General features: G+C 69.0%; 22 protein-coding genes and 1 riboswitch. Of the genes, 11 read left to right on the forward strand and 11 right to left on the reverse strand.

All coding sequences use genetic code 11. The annotated features are described in order from the left end of the window. Positions 1-85 precede the first annotated feature (85 nt). Complete coding sequence (locus ASG63_RS18675; RefSeq protein ID WP_082559392.1) at positions 86-877, reverse strand: endonuclease III domain-containing protein; 792 nt, start codon at positions 875-877, stop codon at positions 86-88. A gap of 257 nt (positions 878-1,134) precedes the next feature. Then, a riboswitch (glycine riboswitch) is annotated at positions 1,135-1,243 on the forward strand. A gap of 51 nt (positions 1,244-1,294) precedes the next feature. On the opposite strand from ASG63_RS18675, the gene gcvT reads away from it, so the two are divergent. The 5 genes from gcvT (at position 1,295) to ASG63_RS26035 (ending at position 7,942) form a co-directional block, all read left to right on the forward strand. Further along, a complete protein-coding gene (gene gcvT, locus ASG63_RS18680) occupies positions 1,295-2,425 on the forward strand; it encodes a glycine cleavage system aminomethyltransferase GcvT (protein ID WP_056219949.1) in 1,131 nt (376 codons plus the stop codon). 47 nt (positions 2,426-2,472) lie between these two features. Beyond that, positions 2,473-2,835 carry a glycine cleavage system protein GcvH gene (gene gcvH, locus ASG63_RS18685; protein WP_056219952.1) on the forward strand — a complete coding sequence of 121 codons (363 nt, stop codon included), beginning with the start codon at positions 2,473-2,475 and terminating at the stop codon, positions 2,833-2,835. Positions 2,836-3,016: 181 nt separating this feature from the next. Then, positions 3,017-5,863, forward strand: coding sequence for an aminomethyl-transferring glycine dehydrogenase (gene gcvP, locus ASG63_RS18690; RefSeq protein ID WP_056219955.1), 2,847 nt, complete (start codon positions 3,017-3,019; stop codon positions 5,861-5,863). Between the two features lie 546 nt (positions 5,864-6,409). Then, positions 6,410-6,568: a hypothetical protein gene (locus ASG63_RS25530; protein WP_156375565.1), complete on the forward strand. Its 159-nt coding sequence runs from the start codon at positions 6,410-6,412 to the stop codon at positions 6,566-6,568. 108 nt (positions 6,569-6,676) lie between these two features. Further along, the gene (locus tag ASG63_RS26035; protein WP_056219958.1) at positions 6,677-7,942 is read left to right on the forward strand and encodes an endo alpha-1,4 polygalactosaminidase; all 1,266 of its coding nucleotides are present in this window, start codon (positions 6,677-6,679) and stop codon (positions 7,940-7,942) included. 15 nt (positions 7,943-7,957) lie between these two features. On the opposite strand, the gene ASG63_RS18700 is transcribed toward ASG63_RS26035, so the two are convergent. Next, complete coding sequence (locus ASG63_RS18700) at positions 7,958-8,338, reverse strand: helix-turn-helix domain-containing protein (protein ID WP_156394251.1); 381 nt, start codon at positions 8,336-8,338, stop codon at positions 7,958-7,960. 496 nt (positions 8,339-8,834) lie between these two features. Continuing rightward, positions 8,835-9,833 (reverse strand): helix-turn-helix domain-containing protein, encoded by a 999-nt coding sequence (locus ASG63_RS18705; protein ID WP_056219964.1) that lies wholly within the window; start codon positions 9,831-9,833, stop codon positions 8,835-8,837. A 392-nt stretch (positions 9,834-10,225) separates the two neighbouring features. Between ASG63_RS18705 and ASG63_RS18710 the strand changes: the two genes are divergently transcribed. Further along, complete coding sequence (locus tag ASG63_RS18710) at positions 10,226-10,738, forward strand: methylated-DNA--[protein]-cysteine S-methyltransferase (protein WP_056219967.1); 513 nt, start codon at positions 10,226-10,228, stop codon at positions 10,736-10,738. Between the two features lie 291 nt (positions 10,739-11,029). Here the strand turns inward: ASG63_RS18710 and ASG63_RS18715 are convergent, their stop codons facing one another. After that, a complete protein-coding gene (locus ASG63_RS18715; protein ID WP_443189813.1) occupies positions 11,030-11,773 on the reverse strand; it encodes a GyrI-like domain-containing protein in 744 nt (247 codons plus the stop codon). Between the two features lie 280 nt (positions 11,774-12,053). Between ASG63_RS18715 and dapF the strand changes: the two genes are divergently transcribed. Together dapF and mtaB are read left to right on the forward strand one after the other, a co-directional pair. Continuing rightward, complete coding sequence (gene dapF, locus ASG63_RS18720; RefSeq protein ID WP_056219971.1) at positions 12,054-12,947, forward strand: diaminopimelate epimerase; 894 nt, start codon at positions 12,054-12,056, stop codon at positions 12,945-12,947. 1 nt (position 12,948) lies between these two features. Further along, a complete protein-coding gene (mtaB, locus tag ASG63_RS18725) occupies positions 12,949-14,220 on the forward strand; it encodes a tRNA (N(6)-L-threonylcarbamoyladenosine(37)-C(2))-methylthiotransferase MtaB (protein ID WP_056219974.1) in 1,272 nt (423 codons plus the stop codon). Here mtaB and ASG63_RS18730 read toward each other — a convergent pair. Further along, positions 14,217-14,930, reverse strand: a complete 714-nt coding sequence (locus ASG63_RS18730; protein ID WP_056219977.1) for an RluA family pseudouridine synthase — start codon at positions 14,928-14,930, stop codon at positions 14,217-14,219. The two genes, mtaB and ASG63_RS18730, sit on opposite strands and share 4 nt — an antisense overlap. Positions 14,931-14,971: 41 nt before the next feature. On the opposite strand from ASG63_RS18730, the gene ftsY reads away from it, so the two are divergent. Together ftsY and ASG63_RS18740 are read left to right on the forward strand one after the other, a co-directional pair. Beyond that, positions 14,972-16,411, forward strand: coding sequence for a signal recognition particle-docking protein FtsY (gene ftsY / locus ASG63_RS18735; protein ID WP_056219981.1), 1,440 nt, complete (start codon positions 14,972-14,974; stop codon positions 16,409-16,411). 67 nt (positions 16,412-16,478) lie between these two features. Next, complete coding sequence (locus ASG63_RS18740; protein WP_056220417.1) at positions 16,479-17,096, forward strand: septation protein A; 618 nt, start codon at positions 16,479-16,481, stop codon at positions 17,094-17,096. Positions 17,097-17,121: 25 nt separating this feature from the next. Here the strand turns inward: ASG63_RS18740 and ASG63_RS18745 are convergent, their stop codons facing one another. Next, the gene (locus ASG63_RS18745) at positions 17,122-17,838 is read right to left on the reverse strand and encodes a Crp/Fnr family transcriptional regulator (protein WP_244479601.1); all 717 of its coding nucleotides are present in this window, start codon (positions 17,836-17,838) and stop codon (positions 17,122-17,124) included. Between the two features lie 895 nt (positions 17,839-18,733). Here ASG63_RS18745 and ASG63_RS18755 point away from each other — a divergent pair. After that, a complete protein-coding gene (locus tag ASG63_RS18755) occupies positions 18,734-19,450 on the forward strand; it encodes a Crp/Fnr family transcriptional regulator (RefSeq protein ID WP_056219987.1) in 717 nt (238 codons plus the stop codon). A 12-nt stretch (positions 19,451-19,462) separates the two neighbouring features. Here ASG63_RS18755 and ASG63_RS18760 read toward each other — a convergent pair whose 3' ends face one another. The 5 genes from ASG63_RS18760 to ASG63_RS18780 form a co-directional block, all read right to left on the reverse strand. Continuing rightward, on the reverse strand, positions 19,463-20,074 hold the full coding sequence (locus ASG63_RS18760; protein WP_056219990.1) for a DsbE family thiol:disulfide interchange protein: 612 nt from the start codon (positions 20,072-20,074) through the stop codon (positions 19,463-19,465). Continuing rightward, a complete protein-coding gene (ccmD, locus tag ASG63_RS18765; RefSeq protein WP_056219992.1) occupies positions 20,071-20,235 on the reverse strand; it encodes a heme exporter protein CcmD in 165 nt (54 codons plus the stop codon). The genes ASG63_RS18760 and ccmD overlap by 4 nt, the downstream gene beginning before the upstream one ends. 64 nt (positions 20,236-20,299) lie before the next feature. Next, positions 20,300-21,112, reverse strand: a complete 813-nt coding sequence (locus ASG63_RS18770; RefSeq protein ID WP_056219994.1) for a heme ABC transporter permease — start codon at positions 21,110-21,112, stop codon at positions 20,300-20,302. Positions 21,113-21,198: 86 nt separating this feature from the next. After that, positions 21,199-23,529 carry a PAS domain-containing protein gene (locus tag ASG63_RS18775; protein ID WP_082559393.1) on the reverse strand — a complete coding sequence of 777 codons (2,331 nt, stop codon included), beginning with the start codon at positions 23,527-23,529 and terminating at the stop codon, positions 21,199-21,201. 40 nt (positions 23,530-23,569) lie between these two features. Further along, positions 23,570-24,379: a Crp/Fnr family transcriptional regulator gene (locus ASG63_RS18780; RefSeq protein ID WP_056219997.1), complete on the reverse strand. Its 810-nt coding sequence runs from the start codon at positions 24,377-24,379 to the stop codon at positions 23,570-23,572. Between the last annotated feature and the right edge of the window lie 177 nt (positions 24,380-24,556).

Below are 24,556 nucleotides of genomic sequence, written 5' to 3' on the forward strand. Positions count from 1 at the left end.
CTGGACGCCGAGCCGGAACCGGTCAAGGCTTCGCGAAACCCCCCGACGATCGCACGGGAGCGTCGGCACGGGACGACCGGGGTCGTTAGGGCTCGCGGATCGCGCCCCCGGTCCCCGTCCGACCCTGACCTTCGGGACAGAGGTCGAGGAGCAAGCAGCGGGTGCAGGCGGGATTGCGGTGGTGACAGACCTTCTGCCCGTGCAGCATCAGCACCTCGTGGTTGTCGTAGAGGGTCTGCGCGCTCCAGTCGGCGGGCAGCTGTGCCCGCAGGATCGGGTGGGACGGCCCGACATCGACGCGGGGACCGATCAGCCCGATGCGCTGGGCGACCCGGTGGTGGTGGCTGTCCACCGGCAGGGCGGGCATCCGCAGGATGCTGAAGGAGAGCACCGCCGCACTCGTCTTCGGCCCGACCCCGGGAATCGCCTCGAGCCAGGCCCGGGCCTCCTCCACCGCCATGTCCTTCAGAAAGTCGAGGGTGAGCGCGCCGTGGCGCGCCTGCACGGCGGAGAGGATCGCCTGCAGTCGCGGCGCCTTCAGCTCGGGCCAGGTCACCCCGGCGATGGTCGCCTCGATCTCGGAGACGGGGGCAGCCAGCATCCGGTCCCAGTCGGGGTAGCGCGCCCGCAGGGCCTTGAAGGCGCGGCCGGACTCCGCGTTGCGGGTTCGGTGGGAGAGGAGCGAGGAGACGAGTTCGCTCAATGGGTCAAGGCTGTGGAAGTAGGGGATCGGGCAGCCGTAGACCGGGCAGAGGCGAGCATGGATCGCCAACGCCTTGTCCGTCAGGGCAGGATCGATCGCGGCCGGTACAGACTTCGAAGAGCGGGTCCGGCGGGGGCGGGGGCCGGCGAGGTCGTGCCCTGATGCGATCGGCATGCTGGAGGAATCGAGCCCGAGTCGTCGCGGTTCCCGAAGTCGACGCCAGGCCATGCCCGGACTGACGGATCGGACAAAGCGTAACGCGCCGGCCGGGCAGGGCGCCTTGCCTGACGCAGTGCAATGTGAAACCCTGACCGAGTCATCAAGGACGATACGGGAGAGCCCAGGTCGAGCGTTTCACAGAGCGAAGCCTTCGAACCATGGCGCCGACGGAGCAACCACCCCCGGAAACTCTCAGGCACAATCACCGTACCGTAGGACAATCTGGAGAGAGGCGCCTGATGGCGCCCACCGAAGGAGAAATCCCGGACCGCAGCCGCGGTCGGGGAGAAGCTCTCAGGTAACCGCGACAGATGGGGGCAGCCGGACACGCTCAGTCGAGCTTCCGGAGGCTGTTCGTCGTGGAGTGATCCGATGTCCCCTGATGTTGCCCGCACACCCCTGCATGCCCTGCACCTGCGTCATGGCGGCCGCATGGTCCCCTTCGCAGGCTACGCCATGCCGGTGCAGTACCCGGCCGGCCTCCTCAAGGAGCACCTGCACACGCGGGCCCAGGCCGGCCTGTTCGACGTGTCGCATATGGGCCAGATCCGGCTCACCCCGCACTCGGGCGATGTGGGCGACGCGGCGCGCGCCCTGGAAACCCTCCTGCCCATCGATGTCCTGGGCCTGAAGCCGGGCCGCCAGCGCTACGGGCTCCTCCTCGATGCGTCGGGCGGCATCCGCGACGACCTCATGGTCGCCCATTGCGGCGACAGCCTCTTCCTCGTGGTCAACGCCGCCAACAAGGTCGACGACGCGGCCTATCTCCGCGCGAATCTCTCCGACACCTGCACGGTGACCGTGCTGGCCCGCGCCCTCGTCGCCCTGCAGGGGCCGGGCGCGGAGGCGGCCCTGGCGCGCCTCGCACCGGAGGTGGCCGGGATGCGCTTCATGGACGTGCGGATGCTCGAGCTGCTGGGCGCCTCCGCCATCGTCACACGCTCCGGCTATACCGGCGAGGACGGCTTCGAGATCTCGATACCGGAGGACAGGGCGGAGGCCCTGGCCGAGGCGCTGCTCGCCGATCCGGACGTGCTGCCGGTCGGGCTCGGCGCCCGCGATTCCCTGCGCCTCGAGGCCGGGCTGTGCCTGCACGGCAACGACATCCACCCCGGCATCGACCCGGTGGAGGCCGGCCTGTCCTGGGCCATTCCGAACGTGCGCCGCCGTGGCGGGCCCCGGGCCGGCGGCTTTCCCGGCGCGGGGCGCATCCTTGACGCCCTGGAGGCCGGCCCGGCGCGCAAGCGCGTCGGCCTGCGCCCCGAGGGGCCCACCCCCGTGCGGGCCGGCGCGCCGCTCTTCGCAGACGAGACCGGCGCGGCGGTCGGCCAAGTGACGTCCGGCGGTTTCGGGCCGAGCCTGCAGGCCCCCATCGCCATGGGCTACCTGCCGGCCGCCCTCGCCGCCCCCGGCACCCGCGTCTTCGCCGAGGTGCGCGGTAAGCGCCTCGCCGTCGCGGTCTCGGCTCTTCCCTTCGTTCCGGCAGGCTTCAAGCGCGCCTGATCGGGCCCGTTCCGTCCCCCCCCTTTGCCAACAACCAGGAGAAAGCGATGCGGAAGTTCACGGACGAGCACGAGTGGCTGGATTGCACCGGCGACGTCGCCACGGTGGGCATCACCACCCACGCCGCCGAACAGCTCGGCGACCTCGTCTTCATTGAGTTGCCGAAGGTCGGCGCGAAGCTGGCCAAGGGCGAAGCCGCGGCGGTGGTCGAGTCCGTCAAGGCGGCCTCGGACGTCTATGCGCCGGTCTCCGGCGAGGTCACCGAGGTCAACGAAGCGGCGGTGGCCGACCCGTCCAGCGTGGGCACCGACCCGCAGGGCGCCGGGTGGCTCTACCGCATCCGCCTCGACGATCCGGCCAGCCTCGAGGGGCTGATGGACGCGGCCGCCTACGCCGAGTTCGCGAAGTAGCGCCGCCGCTTACCCTCCCCCCTCAGCGGGGGAGGGTGCCCACGGAGTGGGCGGGAGAGGGAGCAACCTCTCCGGATACGGCGCTTCCCTCATCCGACCCGCTGCGCGGGCCACCTTCTCCCGCTGAGGGGAGAAGGGATGCGACGGCACAGTCCAGATCATTCACAATCCGAGGTCCCCCATGACCACCGACCGCTACGACCCCTACGACTTCGCCAACCGCCGCCACATCGGCCCGACGACGCAGGAAATCGAGGCGATGCTCGGCGTCGTCGGCGCCGAGAGCCTGCATGCCCTAATGGACGAGACCCTGCCGGCCGACATCTGGCAGGAGGAGCGCCTCGATTTCGGGGTCGCCATGACCGAGCGCCGGGTGATCGAGCACATGCGGGGCATCGCCGACAAGAACCGGCTCCTCGTCTCGCTGATCGGGCAAGGCTACCACGGCACCACCATGCCGCCGGTGATCCAGCGCAACATCTTCGAGAACCCGGCCTGGTACACCGCCTACTCGCCCTACCAGCCTGAGATCAGCCAGGGCCGGCTCGAGGCGCTCCTGAACTTCCAGACCCTGGTCTGCGACCTGACCGGCCTCGACATCGCCAACGCCTCGCTGCTCGACGAGGCCACCGCCGCGGCGGAAGCCATGGGCATGGCGCAGCGCATCGCCGGCTCGGGCCGGACCGCGTTCTTCGTCGATGCCGAGTGCCTGCCCCAGACCATCGCAGTGCTGCGCACCCGCGCCGCGCCGCTGGGCTGGACCGTCGTGGTCGGCGATCCGGCCAAGGACCTCGACCCCGCCCAGGTCTTCGGGGCGATCTTCCAGTATCCCGGCGTCTGCGGCGGCATCCGCGACCTGACCCGGCCCATCGCCGACCTGCACGCGGCCGGCGCGGTCGCGGTGGTGGCGGCCGACCCCCTGGCACTGACGCTGCTCACATCGCCGGGCGAGATGGGCGCGGACATCGCCGTCGGCTCAATGCAGCGCTACGGCGTGCCGATGGGCTATGGCGGGCCGCACGCCGCCTACATGGCGACCCGGGACGCGCACAAGCGCACCCTGCCGGGCCGCCTCGTCGGGGTCTCGGTGGATGCCCGCGGCAACCGCGCCTACCGCCTCGCGCTCCAGACGCGCGAGCAGCACATCCGCCGCGAGAAGGCGACCTCGAACATCTGCACCGCGCAGGTGCTGCTCGCGGTCATCGCCGGCATGTACGCGGTCTTCCACGGCCCGCGCGGGCTGAAGGCGATCGCGGCTCGGGTCCATCGCGACGCCGTGCGCCTCGCCGACGGGCTGGAGGCCCTCGGCTTCACGGTGGAGCCGGAGCACTTCTTCGACACGATCACCGTGCGGGTCGGCGCCTTCCAGGGCCTGATCCTCGGACAGGCGGTGGCCAACGGCGTCAACCTGCGGACGGTGGGCGACGACCGCATCGGCATCACGGTGGACGAGCGCACCCGGCCCGACATCCTCCAGGCCGTCTGGCGCGCCTTCGGGGCGAAGGACCCGGCCTATGACGAGGCCTGGCCGGAGCACCGCCTGCCCGCCGCGCTGGTGCGGACCTCCCCCTACCTGACGCACCCGATCTTCCACATGAACCGGGCCGAGAGCGAGATGACGCGCTACATGCGCCGCCTCGCCGACCGGGACCTGGCGCTGGACCGGGCGATGATCCCGCTGGGCTCCTGCACGATGAAGCTCAACGCCACCGCCGAGATGCTCCCCGTCTCCTGGCCGGAATTCGCCGAGATCCACCCCTTCGTCCCGGCGGACCAGGCGCTGGGCTACCGGGCGCTCATCGACGACCTGTCCGAGAAGCTCTGCGCCATCACCGGCTACGACGCGATCTCGATGCAGCCGAATTCCGGGGCTCAGGGCGAGTATGCCGGGCTCCTGGCCATCCGGGCCTATCACCGCGCGCGGGGCGACGCGCACCGGACCGTCTGCCTGATCCCGTCCTCGGCCCACGGCACCAACCCGGCCTCGGCGCAGATGTGCGGTATGAGCGTCGTGGTGGTGGGCGCCGACGCGCAGGGCAACGTCGACCTCGACGATTTCCGCCGGAAGGCCGAGTTGCATTCCGAGACGCTCGCCGCCTGCATGATCACCTATCCGTCGACCCACGGGGTGTTCGAGGTGCAGGTGCGCGCGATCTGCGACATCGTCCACGGCCACGGCGGACAGGTCTACCTCGACGGGGCCAACCTGAACGCCCTGGTGGGCCTCGCCCGCCCCGGCGATATCGGGGCCGACGTCAGCCATCTCAACCTGCACAAGACGTTCTGCATCCCCCATGGCGGGGGCGGCCCCGGCATGGGACCGATCGGCGTCAAGGCGCACCTGATCCCGTTCCTGCCCTCCGACCCGCGCACCGGAGAGGCGGGTGCGGTCTCGGCGGCGCCCTACGGCTCGGCCTCGATCCTGCCGATCTCCTGGAGCTACTGCCTGCTCATGGGCGGGCGCGGCCTGACCCAGGCGACCCGCATCGCCATCCTGAACGCCAACTACATCGCGGCCCGGCTGAAGGGCGCCTACCCGGTGCTGTATTCAGGCGCCCAGGGCCGGGTGGCGCACGAGTGCATCATCGACGTGCGGCCGTTCCAGAAGAGCGCGGGTGTCAGCGTCGAGGACATCGCCAAGCGCCTGATCGATTGCGGCTTCCACCCGCCGACCATGTCCTGGCCGGTGGCCGGCACCCTGATGATCGAGCCCACCGAATCCGAGACCAAGGGCGAGATCGACCGCTTCTGCGAGGCCATGCTGGCGATCCGCGAGGAAATCCGCGCCATCGAGGACGGGCGGATGGACAGGGCCAACAATCCCCTGAAGCACGCGCCCCACACGGTGCGGGACCTCGTGGGAGCCTGGGAACGCCCCTATTCCCGCGAGGCGGCCTGTTTCCCGAGCGGAAGCCTGGGGATGGACAAATACTGGCCCCCGATCAACCGGGTCGACAACGCCTACGGCGACCGCAACCTCGTCTGCGCCTGCCCGCCGGTGGACTCCTACAGCGAGGCGGCAGAGTAGGGACCGCCCATCGCGCTTCCGGCCCACCCGGGACGGGCGCGCCCCTTCCGCGTGACGTCCGCTCGACAGAGCCCTCAGCCTATCGACAGTCGGGCAGCGTGATCGTCACCATCTTCCCAGTCAGAGGGTCAAAGATCGTCACTGTCATGCCAGCCTCCACTGAAACAGCCGGAGACCTAGCCTTCTCCAGGATTGTGGCTGGAACTTGACTTTACAAAGATCAACAGACAGCGATGCTGTTGATTTCCGTGGAATACATCCCAGTGCCCCATCGCGGCCCGCTTCCGCCACACGCCGCCGGTCTGAACCAGCCGGGCGGGACGCCGGCGGCCGAACGCGTTCAGGCGCAGCGGTCGCCCCCCCCCGGAACAGCATGTTTTGACGCCAATCCCATAAACGTCTAAGATCAACGCTATACCAATACGGCAGGAAGAAATATCTATATCAATTGTCATCCGTATTGATCGCCCCGGCGTCGCCGCACGAACTGATATTCGGGTTCGAAGAGGGCGTAATCCGTGGGCGAAGACGCTGGAGGACGCGCCCGTGACCCCTTCCCCCTTCATCCATCTCGACCTGGTACGCCTGCCCGATGGCCGCGTGGGAGCCGTCGTGGGCGTCTGGAACCTGGGCGAAGCCTACGAGATCGACGTGGGCAACATCCGTGAGACCTGGTCCGCGGACGATCTGGCCCCCACCGACTAAGACGCCGGCCACGGGGCGCCCGATCCCGAGACCCGAAGGGGCCCGGCGCGCGCACGCCCTGACGCATCACCATCCGAGATCTCGGAAAAACCCCAGGGAGGCACGGCGATGCCCAAGACGGCCATGTATGTCCTGCAAGGCGTCGATCCGGCGGTGATCGCGGCTGCTCCGTTCGACGTGAAGGTGGTCGAGGCCTACACCGATGACGGGCGGATGTTCACGCCGGCCGAGGTGCAGCAGATGGGCGGGGGCCCGGGCCAGGCCCTGCTCCTCGGCTATTTCAGCCTCGGGGAGGCCGAGGCCTACCGGGACTACTTCGCCACGATCCCGAGCGAAGCCCTCGGACCCGAGGACCCGAACTGGGCGGGCGATTTCGAAGTCGCCTACTGGACGCCGGAGTGGAAGGCCGTCGCCGAAGCCGCCATCGATCGGATGATTCAGGCGGGCTATGACGGCATCTACTTCGACGTGGTCGATGCGTTCGAATTGCCCTGGAGCCAGGCGCATGCCCCCGGGGGCGACGCCGCCGGTGCGATGCGGACGCTGGTCCAGGCGTTGAGCGCCTATGCCAAGGCCCAGGCCCCAACCTTCAAGGTCTGGATCAACGGAGCGGAGGACCTGCTGACGGACCAAGCCTACGTCGACAGCATCGACGGGTTGTTCAAGGAGAACCTGTTCTACAACGATGACGGCTCCGCGAAGCGGCCCGCCGCCGAGACGCAGGCGAGCCTCGACCAGTTGAAGATCGCCCAGGATGCCGGCAAGGACGTCGTCGCGATCGAGTACGTGACCGGGGCGCAGAAGGTCGCCGATGTCCACGCCAAGGCCGAGGCGGCCGGGATGGGAAGCTACGTCGCCAAGCTCGATCTCATCGGCGTCGACACCGAGGGCGTTCTGCCCGGCCAGGTCATGCACGATGACGGCATCCTGCGCGATGACGGCCCCGGCGACGCGGCGGTCTTGCCCGAGCCGACACCGCCCATGCCACCCTCCGCCACGCCTCCCTCCGCCACGCCGCCGCCCGTCACGATGACGCCCCCCGGTGAGGACGGCACCGCCACGCCGGTCGGACCCAACCACCACGCCGGTGGGCAGCAGGGGCACGGGGACCCCGCGGGCAGTGATGCCCACCGCTCGCTCGCGAGCGAAGCCGGCACTGACAGCTTCGTGTTCGTAGAGGGGGGCCAGGGACCGCGGGATCCGGCCGCCGACCTGCGCGTCGAGGCCACGGCCATGATGGCCGGCGCCCCGGCGCCTCGACTGCACGAGACCGGCGATCCCGCGGACGGGACCGATCCCGGCGCGGGCATCGACGTCGCCCCGCATCAGGCCCCGCACGCGGGGCTGGCGCATCACGACATCCCGCTGTTCTGAGCGGGACGCCGCGCCTCAGCCCGCGTGGCCGGGAATCCGTGCCGGAAGCGGGGATACCGGCGGGGTGGTGCGCTTGGCCTTGGCCACCGCGATCGTGCCGCCGTCGAGGGTGACGAAGCGGATGCCTCCGCCCCGCAGGGTGTCGACCACGAGGCGGTAGCTGCGCCGGGCGACGTCCTGCGGTTCCAGCTCGATGCGCTTGATCGTCGAGATCGAGAGGCCGCTCTCCAGGGCGAGATCGGACATCGACCAGTTGAGCAGGGCTCGCGCAGCCCGGAGATGATCGGGCGTCAGGCTCCCGGTCGCGGCGATGTCACGCTCCACCGACAGCAGGGCCGACCTGCCGAGCTCCTCGCAGAGGGTCGAGAACACGATCTGGCCGAGACGCCTCTGCAATTCGTCCTCAAGGCCCGTCGGATCGGCGATGGCGATCGACGCGGGCGGCGCGTCCCCTGTGCCCGGATCGGCTCCCTCGGGGAAGACTCGCGGCGCAACGGTCCGGTCCCGATTCAAGTTTTCCAGCCAGGCAAGCGTGGGTTCAGTACAGGGCATCTGGCGACACGTGCGATGGCAACATCAGGAAAGGCTTGCAAAAGATGAGCGGAACTATCGGCACTGTGCTGCAGCAGCAGATACGACCGCGATCGCAGCTCCAGATCGATCAATTTCGCGCAAGACATTCGAAGTCTACCCCGCAGCTCCATCGCATTTTCGGCGTTCTCTTGCAGGCGAAACGACGCTGACTGAAATTCTATCAAATGACTGAAACTGTCAAATTTTCGCAAACATGATACGGTCGCGCGCGATCCCGATAGAGACGCCTGATCGCCGCTCCGATGGATGGCGAAGGCCGATCCGCAGCCGGCACCGGCGCCAAGCCGTTCCGGACGCCTCAGAGGGCGCGGCCGGTGCGGCGGGTTACCGTCGGCGTGCGGCCGTGCTGGCGGCGATAGCGCTGGCCGAAGTCGCCCATATGCACGAACCCCCAGGAGCGGGCGATGTCGGCGACGGACAGGGACGCCTTGGCGGGCGACATCAGGTCCTGATGGACCTGCGCCAGGCGCCGCTCGAGGATGACCTGGACCGGCGTGCGCCCCAGGTCCCGGCGGAACCGGTCCTGAAGCGAACGCACGCTGATCCCCGCCACCGCCGCGATGTCGGCCAGGGTCAGGGCCCGCGAGAGATTCGCCTCGATGTAGTCGAGCGCCCGGCCGAGGCTGCGGGAGGGGATATCCTGCGCCTGGGACGGCGCGGGAGCGTCGCGTCGGGGCCAGGCCGACAGCAACTGGTAGCTCAGGACCTCCTTGAGGAGCTGAAAGGTCACGTCGTCGTGGCACTCGATTGCCTGGATCTGCTCCTGAACCCGCCGCAGGGTGAGAAACAAGGCCATCATGGCGGGGGTCGCCACGGAGGCCGTGGGCGCGAGATCCGGCAGGGTGCCATCGCTGCGGCCCGTCAGGGCCGCATGGGCAGCCATCAGCACATCAACACTGAACGTTCCGCTGACCGCGCTGAACGCGCCGTAGGCCTGGACCTCCCGCAGGTCGTTGAAATTGACGAGGGTCGCATGGGTCGGAACGCCGTCGACGTCTCCGGATCGGCGCCGATAGATGATGTGGCCGCTCGTCACGAAGCGGATCGTGATCAGCTGTGCGTTGAACTTCGGTTTCGTCACGAAGCCGCTGGACGAGCGAGTCTCCCACAGGCTGAAGGCCTCGGTCTGACTGCCGGCGATGGCGATGTCGGGGATGGTCGAACGCAGGACGTCGAAACCGATCGCGAGTCCACCGCGATCGTTGCACAGCTGAAGTTGTCGCATCGAGGCGATGCTGGCAACGAACCGTCCCTGGGAGCGCCAGGTGACCGGCTCGGGACGCGTATGACCCGTCATGGCAACTTGCCCGATGCCCCCACCGTCCGACACGTCCTTCGGCGCGCTCTTGTCGGGATGCGTGCCAGGATGCGACCCCTGTTAGGCGAGGTACTTCCGCCTAAGCAAATAATTTGCGCGAAATCCACCCGAACGGTAAATCGCGCAGATCGTCCAACTCCGCCAAAACCAGTATCAACGCCAAAACCAAGAGTTGATGAATTGAAATTTTGAGTTGCAGATCGCCGGCATGACTGGCCCAAACGCGCCACGCGACGCTCCGCATCTGCCCGACGCACGGGTCCGGTCGCCCGACGACCAGTCCCAATCAATCTTGAGCGCAAAATGCGTGACCTCTGGAAATCCGACCCGAAAGAGAGCGAAGGTCAGGTCCCTCGCCGACGAGCCGCGCCATGCCCGCAACGCGCTTCACGATCCTGCCGACCCCCATCGGTCCGCTGGTCCTCGCCGGACCGGACGAACGCCTCGCCTGCATCGGCCTTCCCCGCGGCAAGGGCGCGGTGATGCCGGGTCCGGACTGGCACCGGGACGACACCGCCTTCGCCCCGGCGCGCGCTCAGCTCGAAGCCTACTTCGACGGGCGCCTCATCCGCTTCGACCTCGCCCTCGCACCGCGCGGCACGCCCTTCCAGCACGCGGTCTGGCAGGCGCTTACCGAGATCCCGCCGGGGGAGACGATCAGCTACGGCGAACTCGCCCGCAGCATCGGCCGGCCGGGTGCCAGCCGCGCCGTGGGGGCAGCCAACGGCGCCAATCCCCTGCCCATCGTCGTGCCGTGCCACCGGGTCATCGGGGCCGGCGGCACCCTGACGGGCTTCGCCGGCGGCCTCGACATCAAGCGCTTCCTGCTGGCGCTGGAACGGGTCCCGGGCGCCGCGCCGGGCGGGCAGGCCAGCCTGTTCTGAGCCGGCCGCGACCGGACGGTCTCACGCCGACGGCGCGCGGGAACGGCCCCATTCCTGCCACGTCCCCGAATCGGCTCGCAGCGCCTGCAACCCTGCGCTCGCCTTCGAGGCCTGCGCCAGGATGCGGTGCGGCTCCCGCATCCGATCTGGCCGCCCGTGGCGCTTTCCTCGACGGTCGGGGCTCTCAGCGAGCTGGCGGCCGCGACGTCGGCGCGGCGGAGCGCGTGATCCAGCGGAACGACGGCCGGCGCGGCGAGGCCGAACCGGCCGCGGTCCGGGCCTGACCGCCCGCTACTTCGGCAGGGCGTAGATGTTCACGTCGAGCTTCTCGTCGGCCTTGTCGTTCAAGTCCGTGACGTATTCCTCGATGAACTTGTCCTGCACGACGATGTCCTTGGCATCCAGGTAGGCGGTCAGGGTCTCGTAGGTGCCGTCGATCTCGTCGTAGGAGCCCTTGTGCGGGAAGCGCAGGGCGCGGCCGCTCGGCGTGGTGCCGAAGCGCAGGCCGTCGGCCTCGGCAGGCTTGGGGTCCGGCATCGCGGCGATCGGGATCATCGCGTCGTACTGGAAACCGTCGTCGTCGGTCTTGGCGAAGACCGCGATCGGCCGGCCCACGGCCTGGATGCCGGCCTTGGCGAGGTCGCCCTCGATGCGCTGGAACGCGGCCTTGAGGCTCGGCACCGCCTCCTCCCACTTCGTCCGCCCGGCGAGGATCGCTGCGGGCTTCGCGGGTAGCGAGACCTCGTCGACGTCGTTGGCGTCGCCGGGGGTGGCCACCAGGGTCTGCCGAGGTCCGGCCGTCGGCGTGGCGGAGGGCGCCGTTCCAGCCTGGGCCGGTACCGGGATGTCCGCCGTCCCGGGCGTCTTCGGATCGGGGTTGGTGGTGGTCGGCAGCGGGTTGGCCGCGGCCGGCGGCGTGACCGCCTGGGCCAGGACCGGTTTCGCGGCGCAGACGGTCGACAGCGCGACGCACCCGGCGAGCACCGTGGCGAGCGGCTTGAGGCTGGAGCGGGTCAAGAAGCGGGGACGGGTCAAGGCGGTGGCTCCGGATCGGCGCGGGGCGCATCGAATCGCACACCCCTGGGCCCGTGCGGAGAAACTAGGCGCGATGCCCGCGGCCGGCGAGACGTCCCGGGTGCCGCGCCGCACGAAGCCGGCAAGGCGCGGCGCTTCTGCAACGCAGCCGCGGCGCCGGGCCCCGTGCGTGCGCGGTCGCTTTGGCCTATAGCCCCACCAGGGCCGGTCGCCCTCGTGGGGGTCCGTCGACCCGCGCGATCTCGAGCCCCCCGGACGCACGACACAAAGACAAGGCGGCATGAGCGAGCTTGCCCATCGACGGTTCCTGAAGATGCACGGAGCCGGAAACCAGATCGTGGTGCTGGACCTGCGCGGCACGCAGACGCAGGTCACGGCCGGGGAGGCGCGTGCCATCGCGGCCTATCCCCGGGCGCAGTTCGACCAGCTCATGGTGATCCACGATGCCCGTACGCCCGGCACCGACGCGTCCCTGAGGATCTACAACACCGACGGTTCGGAAGCCGGCGCCTGCGGCAACGGCACCCGCTGCGTCGCCTACGCGATGCTCGACGACCCCGCCATGGCCCGGCCGGCCGAGAGCGGGCGACTCCTCCTGGAGACCCGCGGCGGCCTGGTGGGCGTCAAGCGCGTCGCCGAGCGCTCCTTCACCGTCGACATGGGCCGCCCGAAGCTGGCCTGGGCCGAGATCCCGCTGGCCGAGCCGTTCCAGGACACCCGCCGGATCGAGCTGCAGATCGGTCCGATCGACGATCCGGTTTTGCATTCGCCCGGGGTCGTGAACATGGGCAACCCGCACGCGGTGTTCTTCGTGGATCGCGATCCCGACACCTACGACCTCGCCCGGATGGGCCCGATGCTGGAGAACCACCCGATCTTCCCGGACCGCGCCAACATCTCGGTCGCCCAGGTCCTAGGTCCGGACCGGATCAAGCTCCGGGTCTGGGAACGCGGCGCCGGATTGACGCTGGCCTGCGGCACCGCCGCCTGCGCCACGGTGGTGGCCGCTTCGCGCCTGCGCATGATCGGCCGGAGCGCCACGGTGAGCCTGCCCGGCGGCGACCTCGTCATCGAGTGGCGCGCCGACGACCACGTCCTGATGACCGGTCCGGTGGCGCTGGAATGGGACGGCAGCTTCCCGCCGGAGATCTTCTCCGCCGAAGACGCCGCCTGAGATGGCGGTCGAGACCCTGACCTTCGGCTGCCGCCTCAACACCGTCGAGTCCGAGGTCATGCGCGGGCACGCGGCGGCGGGGGCGGCCTCCGCGGACCTCGTCATCGTCAACACCTGCGCGGTGACCGCCGAGGCCGGGCGCCAGGCCCGCAAGGCCATCCGCAAGCTCGCCCGCGAACGCCCCGGCGCCGAGATCGTGGTCACCGGCTGCGGCGCCCAGGTCGAGACCGGCGCCTATGCGGCCATGCCGGAGGTGGCGCGCCTCGTCGGCAACGTCGCCAAGGGCCGGGCCGAGACCTGGTCCCGTCCTGTCCGGCCGGAGGCGCGCAATGCCGTCGACGACATCATGACGGTGCGCCGCGCCACGCCGACCCGGATCGCCGGCATCGCCGGGCAGACCCGGGCCTTCGTGCCCGTCCAGAACGGCTGCGATCACCGTTGCACCTTCTGCATCATCCCCTTCGGGCGCGGAAACTCGCGCTCCCTGCCCGTTTCGGATGTGGTCGATCAGGTCGCCCGCATCGTCGAGGCCGGCGGGCACGAGGTGGTGCTCACCGGGGTCGACCTGACCGCTTATGGCCGCGACCTCGACGCGACCCCGAGCTTGGGATACCTGATACAGACCATCCTCGCGCAGGTGCCCGGCCTCGCTCGGCTGCGCCTCTCCTCCATCGATTCCATCGAGGCCGATGTGGCGCTGATGGGGGCGATCGCCGGCGAGGCGCGGCTGATGCCGCATTTCCATCTCTCCCTCCAGGCCGGCGACGACCTCATCCTGAAGCGGATGAAGCGGCGTCACGCCCGCGCGGACGCGATCCGATTCTGCAACACGGTCAGAGCCTTGCGCCCCGGCGCCGTCTTCGGGGCCGACCTGATCGCGGGCTTCCCCACCGAGACCGAGGCGCAGTTCGCCCGTTCCCTCGACCTCGTGGCCGAGTGCGGCCTGACGCATCTCCACGTCTTCCCGTACTCCGCCCGGCCCGGCACCCCGGCGGCCCGGATGCCACCGGTGCCCGGCGACGTCATCCGGGATCGCGCCGCACGCCTGCGAGCCGCCGGCGACGCCGCTCTCGCGGCCCATCTCGCCGGCGAGGTGGGCCGGACCCGCCGGGTGCTCACGGAGCGGGGCGGTCTCGGCCGCACGGACGCCTTCACGCCGGTCCGGCTCCCATCCGGGACACCGCCCGGGATCTTCGAAGACGTGACGATCGTCGGGCACGACGGCCGGGTTCTCATCGCCGCCGAAACGGATCGCAGCCGACCGGTCGACTAAGCGAGGTCCGGTCCCCGGAACCCGCACACGGCCAACCCCGCCTGCATGTGCCCCGGAGCCGGCGCTTCGACCCGGATCGGGGCCTTCTTCGGATAGAGCGGGAGCGTGAGCGCGCGGGCATGCAGCTGGAGGCCCGGGCCACCGCTGCGCGGGGCGGTGCCGTAGATCGGGTCGCCGAGGATGGGAAAGCCCATCGCGGCGCAGTGGACGCGCAGCTGATGCGTCCGCCCGGTGACCGGCGAGAGGGCGAGCCAGGTCAGGCCGCCGCCGCGCCCGAGGACCGCGAAGCGGGTGAGGGCGGCATCGCCCGCCGGGTCGACCTTCATCCACCAGGAGCGGGGATCGTCGGAGCGCCGCGCCAGGGACAGGGCGATCTCACCGGCCTCAGTCTCGGGCCCGCCCTCGACCAGGGCCCAGTAGGTCTTCTCGACCGTGCCGCTTGCGGCGAAGAGCCTGTTCAGGCGGGCAAGGGCCTTGGCGTGGCGTCCGAGAGCGAGGCAGCCCGAAGTATCGCGATCCAGGCGATGGGCTGCCTCCGGCCGGCGGGGCAGACCGAAGCGCAGGGCGTCGAGATGGTCGGTGAGAGTGGCGCCGCCTTTCGGGCCGGGATGGACCGGCAAACCCGCCGGCTTGTCGATGACGAGCACAAGGGCATCGCGGTAGAGGAGGCGCGCGCCTATGTCTGTTACGAGGGCATCGGCTGGGGGCATGGCCCTGCGCTAACCATGCCGGGTCCGGGGAGCAAGCGGGAATGAGCGAAGACAAGAGGCCGGGCTGGCTGCTGCGCAAGATGTTCGGCACCAAGGAGGAGGAGCGGCCCGCTCCGGTGCCGGTTCAACCGCCGGATCCCAAACCGGCCCCAAAGTCCGTCGTCGAGCCGGTGGTCGAACCGGCTGCGCTGCCCGTCGACTCCCCCGCCTCGCTGTCCGAGGGCCAACCGGACTTCGCCACGGCCGCGACGGACGTCTCCCACGTCCCGCCACCACCCGGCGAGCCGGGTGAGGGGACACCGGACAAGAACGCGATCCCGGACGAACTCGAGGGCGCCGACCTCCAGCCCGTGGAAGGCGCCAAGGAGCGCCCGCCCGCCGGTACGGCCGGGGACGATCCCGCTCGGGGGGCCGAGCCCGCCGACACGACGAGCCAAGCCTTCGCGCCCGAGCCGGCACAGGCAGTTCCACGAGCGCCACTGCCCGAACCTGAGCCCGAGCCCGAAGTCTCGACTCAGATTTTCATGCCGGAGCCCGACGGGGCTTCCGAAGAGCCCAAGCGCGGCTGGTGGAGCCGCCTGACGGGGGGCATGAAGCGGACCTCGTCGGCCCTGACCGAGCGCGTCACCGGTCTGTTCACCAAGCGCAAGCTCGACGCCGACACCCTGGAGGAGCTCGAAGACGCCCTGATCCAGGCCGATTTCGGCATCGAAACCGCGACTCGGATTTCGGAGGCCGTAGGCAAAGGCCGCTACGAGAAGGGTATCTCTCCGGATGCCGTCCGCGAGATTCTGGCGGCGGAGGTGGAGCGCGCGCTCACCCCCGTGGCGATTCCCTTTCGCATCGATGCCTCGAAGAAGCCTTTCGTCATCTTGATGATCGGGGTCAACGGCGCGGGCAAGACCACCACCATCGGCAAGCTCGCGCTGAAGCTCAAGGCAGAAGGGCACTCCCTGATGCTGGCCGCCGGCGACACCTTCCGGGCTGCCGCGATCGAGCAACTCAAGGTCTGGGGCCAGCGCACGCAGACGCCGGTCATCGCCCGGGCGCAGGGCGCGGACGCGGCGGGCCTCGCCTTCGATGCCTACGAGGCGGCCAAGGCGCAGGGAACCGATGTGCTCCTCATCGACACGGCGGGCCGGCTGCAGAACAAGGCGGGCCTGATGGCGGAGCTGGAAAAGATCCTCCGGGTGATCCGCAAGATCGACCCGCAAGCGCCCCATGCGGTACTTCTCGTTCTCGACGCCACCGTGGGCCAGAACGCACTGAGCCAAGTCGAGCTGTTCTCGAAGGCCGCGAACGTAACCGGCCTCGTCATGACCAAGCTCGACGGCACGGCCCGCGGCGGCATCCTGGTGGCACTCGCCGCGAAGTTCGGCCTGCCGGTGCACTTCATCGGCGTCGGCGAGGGCGTCGAGGACCTAGAGCCTTTCGCGGCTCGAGATTTCGCCCGGGCTATTGCGGGCCTGGACGCCGGGTGACGCGGCGCTCGCCCTGAAGCGCCGTGTCGCGGTAAGCCGCCACCCGGAACCCTATATGACGGATACCATGCAGATCGAAGCCATCCCCCCGCGTCGCCATCTCCCTCCGCTCCTGAAGCTCGCCCTCGAGCTCGGGCCTTTGATGGTCTTCTTCTTCGGTAACGCCTACGCCGAACGCCTCGGCGTTCACCCGGATCAGAAGCTGTTCGTGGCGACGGGCGCCTTCATCGCCGCCACCCTGGCGGCCCTGGCGGTCCATTATGCGCTGATGCGGCGCCTGCCCATCATGCCCCTGGTTTCGGGCGTGGTGGTGGTCGTGTTCGGTGGCCTGACCCTGGCGCTGCAGGACAAGACCTTCATCATGATGAAGCCGACCATCGTGAACACGCTGTTCGGCCTCGTGCTGCTGGGTGGCCTCGCCTTCCGAAAATCCCTGCTCTCGGTCGTGCTGGATTCGATGTTCGCCCTCACGGAGGATGGATGGCGCAAGTTGACCTTCCGCTGGGGGGTATTCTTCCTCTTCCTGGCGGTGATCAACGAGGTCGTCTGGCGAACTCAGACCGAGGATTTCTGGGTCAGCTTCAAGGTCTTCGGCATCATGCCGCTGACTATCGCCTTCGCGTTGGCCCAGACTCCGCTCCTCCTGCGCCATGAGCGCAAGGCGCCGGATACAGGTTCCGCCTGATATCGCGCGGAGCCGACGGCGTTCCTCAGGCCTCGCCGAGGATGCGGGCATACTCGGCCTCCGGAACGCCGTAGGACGCTCCGGCGACAGCCAGGAGGGCGGCACGATCACGGATTCCGATACCGCCCCGGCGCATCTTCAGGGCACCGGCGAGTTCGAGCATGCGCAGCCCGGTCGTCACGCCTGCGCGCCGGACGCCGAGCATCAATGAAAGCGTCTCGTGCGTCAGGGGCAGATCCTCCCGGTCGGCTCTGTCGTGACACATCAGCAGCCAGCGGGCGAGGCGCTGCTCGATGGTGAAATGCGCATTGCAGAGACCGGCTTGCGCCAATTGCACGGCGTAGACCTGAGCGTAACGCAGAAAGTAAGCCTGCAGCGCCCGGCTCTCGGCCAAGGCCGTCCGGAACGCCTCAGCCTCGATCCGCAGGGTCCGACACGGTACCTGAACGAAGGCGGTGTGCGGCGCTCTGTCGACACCGTTGAGCAAGGCAATGCCGATCATACCCTCAGGCCCAACGATCCCGGCCTCCGATTGAACGCCGTCGGGCGTGTGCGCGATCACGGAGATCATGCCCGGCTCCGGAAAATGCACGGCCGCAATCGGCTCGCCAGGGACTTCGAGCACGGCCCCCTGCTCGAATGAGCAACGAACCAGCGATGGCCGGAGACGCTCGAACTCGAGCGGCAGCAACGCGCGAAGGAGGCGGTTACGAACTTCGGATTGCAGAATGATCGACGTCACAACCCCGACAATCAATAGGCGGGCGTGCGAACGCAAGGTCACCCGCAGCCCAGACTTACCTCGGGCGACGAAGCGGACATGCCATATCGAATCTGCATTGTGAAGAGAACAACAAGTTGTATTTCCATCCGTTATCAGACGAAGCACTTATCTAGAAAAATAGAGTGCTTCATCGAAAACGGGGATCACGAGTTACGTCACACATCAATATAGATTTAGTTGAAAATATATAGCCACAACCGACGGAGGCATGGTTCCATCCGTGATTGCCCTGTCAGCCGGGTCGGACATCGGGCGCGTCATTCACCGGTGATCGGCGCGGAATCCCTTCCTGTCTTCTCGATATTCTTACCCGTAGCTGCACCCACGACGGGACCCTCAGATGGCAGACCAGGGGACCGGGGCTCCTCTGCAAAGACACGCGCTTCGCGGCGCCGTTCAACCCTCGTGTCGCGTGAGGAAATCGAGGTGATTACCGAATGGAACCGCCACGACCCAGTACCTCCTGAATATCCGGGATCAAGGTACATTGGTCCGTGATCTCCAGGGCGATGTCCGACTGGGCTTGCCTCAGGCAGGGGACCTCGTCGAACGGACTGCTCGCGACATTCGCAACCGCCCAGAGACTTATGGTGATCCGAAAAATCAGGAAGCGCCGCAGCTTCGAAGTCACGGATCCATCCGGTTTGATCCTGCTCGCGATCGCGTTTTCGACCGTGCGATCGCGTACCGTTTGGGGCAGGCACAGACATGCCCGGCCCAAGAAATTGTACGGCATAGTACAGACGCCCTCCGGTGCAGTTCCTTCAGACCTGGATCCGGCTATGAGAGACGACTGTCCCCCTGTCCGAGCAGCAAGACGTTCGACGGCTGCTCGATCGAGCCGCTACGTTTCATGCCGGTGCCGTCACAGCGATACGTTCGAAATCACCTCCTCAGCATCCTCAGCCCCGATGATTATGAGGCGATCCAATCCGTTGCGGAAGGCGTGGCGCTGGGGCGCCGGGACATCCTGATCGCCGCCAACAAATCGATCACGCACGTCTATTTCCTTGAATCGGGCATCGCCTCGGAGGTTGCCGCTACACCCGAGGGCCGGCGGATTGAGGTGTGTATCACCGGTCCCGAAGGAATCGTCGGGGTCCCGCTACTGCTCGATGTCGACCGGACGCCCCACGAGACCTTCGTGCAGATCGAGGGGGACGCGGTGCGGGTCGAGGCCGCAGCATTCCGGCGCCTCGTTGAGGAACGGCGGATCCTCAGGCGGATCGTCGGGCATTATGCCTATGCGGTTCATCTACAAACCGCCGGAACCGCGCTTTCCAACGGCAGTCATACCCTGGAGGAACGCCTCGCCCGTTGGCTCCTGATGTGCCACGATCGGGTGGACGGAGACGAGTTCCCCGTCACCCACGAGTTCCTCTCGACGATGCTCGGCGTGCGCCGCCCCGGCGTGACGACGGCGATCCATAGCCTTGAGGGGGCCGGCATGATCAAGGCTCGACGCTCGCATGTCCAAGTGCTGGACCGCGACAAACTCAAGGCCGCGGCAGGAGACAGCTACGGCGTGCCCGAGGCGGAGTATCGCCGCCTGATCCACGCGGGGCGCTGAGCACCCGCCGGGTCACCGCGGGACGGAGGCCGCCGATCCGATGGATCGGATCTTGTCGAGCACGCCGGCATAGCTCTCCGGGGTCAGAATTCCCACGAGCTTTTCGCGAATGATCCCATCCGGTCCGATGATGAAGGTCTCCGGCACTCCGTAGACGCCGAAATCGATCCCGGTCCGTCCCTCCGCATCGAGGCCCACGGCTCGGAATGGAACGCCGTTCCGGGTCAGGAAACGACGTCCGTTCTCCGGCGTGTCCTTGTAGTCGATGCCGACCAAGTGGACGCCCGGCTCGCGCGCCAATCGCATGAGCTGCGGATGCTCGATCTGGCAGGGAGCGCACCACGAAGCCCAGAAGTTGACCACCGTGACCTTGCCGAGAAGGTCGGCACGGGAGAGGCCGGGAACCGGCGCGCCCTGCGCAATCAGGCCCGGCATCGCCGGAAGGGTGAAGGCCGGCGCCGGCTTGCCGATCAGCGCAGAGGGAATGGCCGCGGGATCGGCGCCCGAGCGCAGGCGAAGAAAGAAGATTCCGGCAAGGACTGCGAAGGTGACGAGCGGCAGGATGACCAGAAGCGATCGCCGGACCGGTGCCGGAGTCTGCAGCGAGGGTTGGGGCGTGCTCATGACCGGACTCCCGACCCGTCCATCACCTCGCCTTGCAGCCGATCCAGTTCCCGCTTCCGGGCGCGATGATCGCGCAAGGCATGCAGGATGAGCCCGCCAATCACCAGAGCGGTGAAGGCATAGGCGCCGAGGATGTAGCCGGCGTGGTGGCCAAGGGTCATGGACGGGACTTTACGAGTGAGGTTTCCGGAGTGCCGGTCTCTTCGGCCCGCATCGACGCGGAGCTCACAGGCTTTGAACCACCCGACCGATCGGCGCCTGCCCCATCGGCTCCTGGCTGATCGACGCCCCACGTACGGACGACGGGCTGGCATCGAGGCGTTCGGCTTCGCGTAGGGTCAGGGCCCGAACGCGCCGGCGCAGGATCTCGGTGCGCATGGCATAGAGGTGCAAGGTGACCCCGAGGATCGTGAATGCGAGGATCATCTCGAGCAGCGGGTAGAGCATGCTGGGATCGATGGACGATCCGCCCATGCGCATGATCGAGGCCGGTTGGTGCAGGGTCGACCACCAGTTCACCGAGAACTTGATGATCGGCAGGTTCACCGCACCGACCAGGGTCAGGATGGCGATGGCACGTGCGGCCCGGTTCGGATCTTCGATCGTTCGCCACAGGGCGATGATCCCGCAATAGATCAGGAACAGCACGAGCATCGAGGTCAGGCGCGCATCCCAGACCCAGTAGGTGCCCCACATGGGCTTGCCCCACAGCGACCCGGTCACGAGGCAGATGAGCGTGAACGCCGCTCCGATCGGCGCGGCGGCGCGCTGGGCGACGTCGGCCAGGGGGTGACGCCAGACGAGGGTTCCGATGGCCGAGATCGCCATGGCGCCGTAGAAGAAGACGCCGAGCCAGGCCGCCGGCACGTGGATGTACATGATCCGTACGGTCTCGCCCTGCTGGTAATCGGGCGGGACGACGAACCAGGTGAGATACAGACCGACCCCGAGGAGCAGGCCCGACAGCCCGGCGAGCCAGGGCATCACGGGCTGGGTCCAGCGCAGGAAGTGACCGGGATGGGCAAGGCGTGTCCACATGGTCTCGCCCTCTAGCGCAGGGTGCGGTGCAGCGGCAATGCGTGGGTTACGCGCAGGAGGCGCAGCCCGGTCACGTCCTCGGGTGGTCAGCCACTGGACTGGAAGCCTTCCAGAGGTGCCACCACGCGGCAGACGAGGCCGGTGGGGCGATAATCCAACTCGATCGTGCCGCCGACGGCGCCGACGAGGCCGCGCTCGATCAGTCGCGACCCGAATCCCTTGTGCGTCGGCGGTACGACCATCGGTCCGTCCGCTTCGGACCAGATCAGCCGAACGGTCGCTCCACCCGCGGTTGCGTCCCGGTCGAGGCTCCAGTGGAGTCTGACCCGCCCATCGGGAACCGAGAGCGCACCGTACTTGGCGGCGTTGGTCGCCAGCTCGTGCAGCATCAGCGCGAGGGCCAGGGCCGCCTTCGATCCGAGAAGCACTGGGGGCCCCGCGACGTCAAAGCGACCGGGTTGCCGATCGTCATGTATCGAGAGGGCGCCGCGCATCACCGCCTCCATCTCGGCGCTCTCGTGCACCCCGGCGAGCAGGATGTCGTGCGCCTTGCCGAGGGCGATGAGACGGGCGGCCAGGGCTTCCTTGGCCGCCTCGACGTCGGTGACGTTGCGCAGGGTCTGCGAGGCGATGGCCTGGACCATCGCGAGGGTGTTCTTGAGGCGGTGGCTCAATTCCCGGTTCAACGTGCGCTGCTGCTCGTCGGCTTCGACGCGGGTCAGTCCGCCCCAGGCGCGCTCCGCCACTTCGCGCGCGAACGTGATCTCGCCGGCACTCCAGTCGCGGGGATGGTGATCGAGGACGTAGAGAATGCCCACGAGGCGACCGCGCCGGAGAACCGGCACCTTGATCACGGCGCGCATCCCGAGCCGGGCATAGCCCTCCGGGTCGTCGACGCGTTCGGGGGTTGCCGCGATATCGGCCACGCTGATGACGTCGCCGCGCCCCAGACGGTCGACGCTCGCGGCCAGGGTCGACCGAGATGCGGTCGGCAGGCCGACGGCGCAGGTTGGCTCCGCGTCCCCCTCGGCGGTCCAGTCCGGATTGAGCGACGCGATCTGGCCGCCGGGATCGACCTGGGCATAGCCCGCCCGGGCGACCCGGAGGGTCCGGCCCAGGCTCTCGGCCGTGGCGGAGACCACGTCGGCGTGGGTGTGCAGGTCGCGCAGGCGGTCGCCGAGGGCGATCAGCGCCTCGCGGCGGGCATCGGCCCGCTTCTCCTCCGTGATGTCCTCGATCATCGCCGTGGCGTGGACGTCGCCGCCCAGGCGCTGCGAGACCAGGTTGACCCGCGCCCAGATGATGCGCCCGTCCATGCGCCGGTAGCGCTTCTCCAGGCGGAGCTGCAGGGTCGCCCCGGTCGCGAGGCGCTCGTGCAGCGCCGCCCGGTCGTCGTCGTCCTCGGGCGGTGTCCAGCGGGCGAGGGAATGGCCGAGGATCTCGGATTCCGGCGCCCCCCAGATCTCGCAGAGCTTGGCGTTCACCGCGAGGGCGCGCACGGTCCGCGGATCAAACTGGACGATGCCGATATTGGCGCCCTGGAACACCGCGCGGAACTGGGCGCCGACGCGGTTGCGCTCGGTCAGATCGAGCATCGCGGCGATCATCCGCAGGGGGGCCCCGTCCGCGCCGCGGACCAGGGAGCCGCGGTCGAGGACCTCCGCGTACGTGCCGTCGGCACGCCGGAACCGGTACTCCTGGCTCCAGGCCTCGACGCCGCCGGCGAGGGTCGCCTGAAGACCGGCCGCGACGCCGGGGCGATCGTGCGGGTGGATCTGGGCGAGCCACCAGGCGCTGGTCGGCACGACCTCCGACGGCGCCCAGCCGTAGGCGGTGGTCAGAGCGGCGTTCCACAGGACGGCCCCGGTGGCGAGGTCCCAGTCGCGGACGGCGTCGTTGGTGGCGCGCGCGGCGATCTCGGCCGCCCGCGCCTCGGTGACGTCCTGCACCGTGCCGACGAGGCGGGCGGGGCGGTCCTGGTCGACCACGCGTCGCGCCCGCGCCCGTATCCACAGAGGTCGTGTCGAGGTCGCGCGCCGGACCGTGCAGTCCAGCGTCCCGGACCCCGCCGGGTCGAGGGCGGCGCCGAATGCCCGGTCCAACGCGGCGCGATCCCCGGGGTCGAGGGCCGACAGGACGGTGTCCGCGTCGGCGACCGGCCCCGGCGACGCGAGGCCGAGCAGGCTCCGGAATCCGGCGTCGCCCCGGAGGGTCCGGGTGGCGGGGTCGTAGGCGAAGAGGCCGAGGCCCGCCGAGTCCGCGGCGAGGCGCAGGAGCGTCGCCGCGTCGGACGGGGCGAAGGGGGAGTCGCCGGCGGGCTCGAAGACGGCTCCGCCCGCAGACGTCCCGTCCCCGGCGGCCGGGGGCGGCGCGTCCGGGGCCTGGCCGGGCTGCTGGTCTGCGGCTGGCTGGGTCATCGGGGGCGGGCGGAGGATCGAAGCTCTGCGGAGGGGAGGGTCAGGCCGATTCGGATATCGCGAGTTCGCGCGGCGCATCCGTCTCCCGCCGATCGGGGGGCGGCTCCACCGCCACGAGGGCGCCACCGGGCGCGTAGATCGCGCCGAGCACCGTCTCGTAGTGCCGCCGGACGACGCCGTGGCACTCGCAGGCGGCGGTCTCCGCCAGCACGCGGTTGCGGATGGTGATGCGGCCGCGCCCGACCTCGATGAGGCCCTGCTGCTGCAGCGCCCGCAGGATCCGGGTGAGGTAGGTCCGCTGGACGCCCAGCATGGTGGCGAGCAATTCGTGGGTCACCGGCAGGACGTCGGTGCCGATGCGGTCCTGCAGGGTCAGGAGCCAGCGCAGGCAGCGCGACTCGATCGGGTGCAGGGCGTTGCACGCCACCGATTGCAGGACCTGGGCGAGCAGGCAGTCGGCGTAGCGGGTGAACAGGTTGCGCAGGGCCGGGGAAGACCGCTTGACCTCCTGGAGGCGCAGGGCGTCCAGGCGCAGGACCGGTCCGCCGATCTGCACGACGGCGTTCGTAGAGGCGGGCAGGAATCCACTGCTGACGACGCCGCCCACGGCGCCCTCGCGTCCCACCGTGGCGACCTCGGCGCTGCGGCCGTCGCGCATGGCGACGATGAGGGTGACCACCGTCTGCCGGCACGGGAAGGCGATGGCGGTGACGTCGCTGCCGGCCTGGAACAGGGCTTCGCCGCGGTCCCGGGAGAGGCGATCGAGATGGGGGTCGAGAAGCGCGCGATCCTCGGGCCGGAGGCCGTCGAGGAGAAGGTTGCCCGTCGATGGATCGGAGGCCGGGCCCATGCAGTGCGCTGTGTTCACCGTCTGTCTCTCCGGCCTCTAGCGCAGCGCCGTCGCGTCCGTCTGTCTAGAAGTAGACCCTGGTGAGACAATTTTGTTGTTTTGATGGGAACCCGAAGAATGGGTGCTCCGAAACGGGTCGGGCGGAGAGGCCGACCGGGGCCAGGCGCGCCCATGGCG

Source organism: Methylobacterium sp. Leaf94 (genome assembly GCF_001426045.1).
Taxonomy (GTDB): Bacteria; Pseudomonadota; Alphaproteobacteria; order Rhizobiales; family Beijerinckiaceae; genus Methylobacterium.

Excerpts from the sequence above, each read along its gene's own strand:
- ASG63_RS18675 (WP_082559392.1), bottom strand. The coding sequence starts at position 877 with ATGCCGATCGCATCAGGGCACGACCTCGCCGGCCCCCGCCCCCGCCGG.
- gcvT (WP_056219949.1), top strand. The coding sequence starts at position 1,295 with ATGTCCCCTGATGTTGCCCGCACACCCCTGCATGCCCTGCACCTGCGT.
- gcvH (WP_056219952.1), top strand. The coding sequence starts at position 2,473 with ATGCGGAAGTTCACGGACGAGCACGAGTGGCTGGATTGCACCGGCGAC.
- gcvP (WP_056219955.1), top strand. The coding sequence starts at position 3,017 with ATGACCACCGACCGCTACGACCCCTACGACTTCGCCAACCGCCGCCAC.
- ASG63_RS26035 (WP_056219958.1), top strand. The coding sequence starts at position 6,677 with ATGCCCAAGACGGCCATGTATGTCCTGCAAGGCGTCGATCCGGCGGTG.
- ASG63_RS18705 (WP_056219964.1), bottom strand. The coding sequence starts at position 9,833 with ATGACGGGTCATACGCGTCCCGAGCCGGTCACCTGGCGCTCCCAGGGA.
- ASG63_RS18710 (WP_056219967.1), top strand. The coding sequence starts at position 10,226 with ATGCCCGCAACGCGCTTCACGATCCTGCCGACCCCCATCGGTCCGCTG.
- dapF (WP_056219971.1), top strand. The coding sequence starts at position 12,054 with ATGAGCGAGCTTGCCCATCGACGGTTCCTGAAGATGCACGGAGCCGGA.
- mtaB (WP_056219974.1), top strand. The coding sequence starts at position 12,949 with ATGGCGGTCGAGACCCTGACCTTCGGCTGCCGCCTCAACACCGTCGAG.
- ASG63_RS18730 (WP_056219977.1), bottom strand. The coding sequence starts at position 14,930 with ATGCCCCCAGCCGATGCCCTCGTAACAGACATAGGCGCGCGCCTCCTC.
- ftsY (WP_056219981.1), top strand. The coding sequence starts at position 14,972 with ATGAGCGAAGACAAGAGGCCGGGCTGGCTGCTGCGCAAGATGTTCGGC.
- ASG63_RS18740 (WP_056220417.1), top strand. The coding sequence starts at position 16,479 with ATGCAGATCGAAGCCATCCCCCCGCGTCGCCATCTCCCTCCGCTCCTG.
- ASG63_RS18755 (WP_056219987.1), top strand. The coding sequence starts at position 18,734 with ATGCCGGTGCCGTCACAGCGATACGTTCGAAATCACCTCCTCAGCATC.
- ASG63_RS18760 (WP_056219990.1), bottom strand. The coding sequence starts at position 20,074 with ATGAGCACGCCCCAACCCTCGCTGCAGACTCCGGCACCGGTCCGGCGA.
- ccmD (WP_056219992.1), bottom strand. The coding sequence starts at position 20,235 with ATGACCCTTGGCCACCACGCCGGCTACATCCTCGGCGCCTATGCCTTC.
- ASG63_RS18770 (WP_056219994.1), bottom strand. The coding sequence starts at position 21,112 with ATGTGGACACGCCTTGCCCATCCCGGTCACTTCCTGCGCTGGACCCAG.
- ASG63_RS18775 (WP_082559393.1), bottom strand. The coding sequence starts at position 23,529 with ATGACCCAGCCAGCCGCAGACCAGCAGCCCGGCCAGGCCCCGGACGCG.
- ASG63_RS18780 (WP_056219997.1), bottom strand. The coding sequence starts at position 24,379 with ATGGGCCCGGCCTCCGATCCATCGACGGGCAACCTTCTCCTCGACGGC.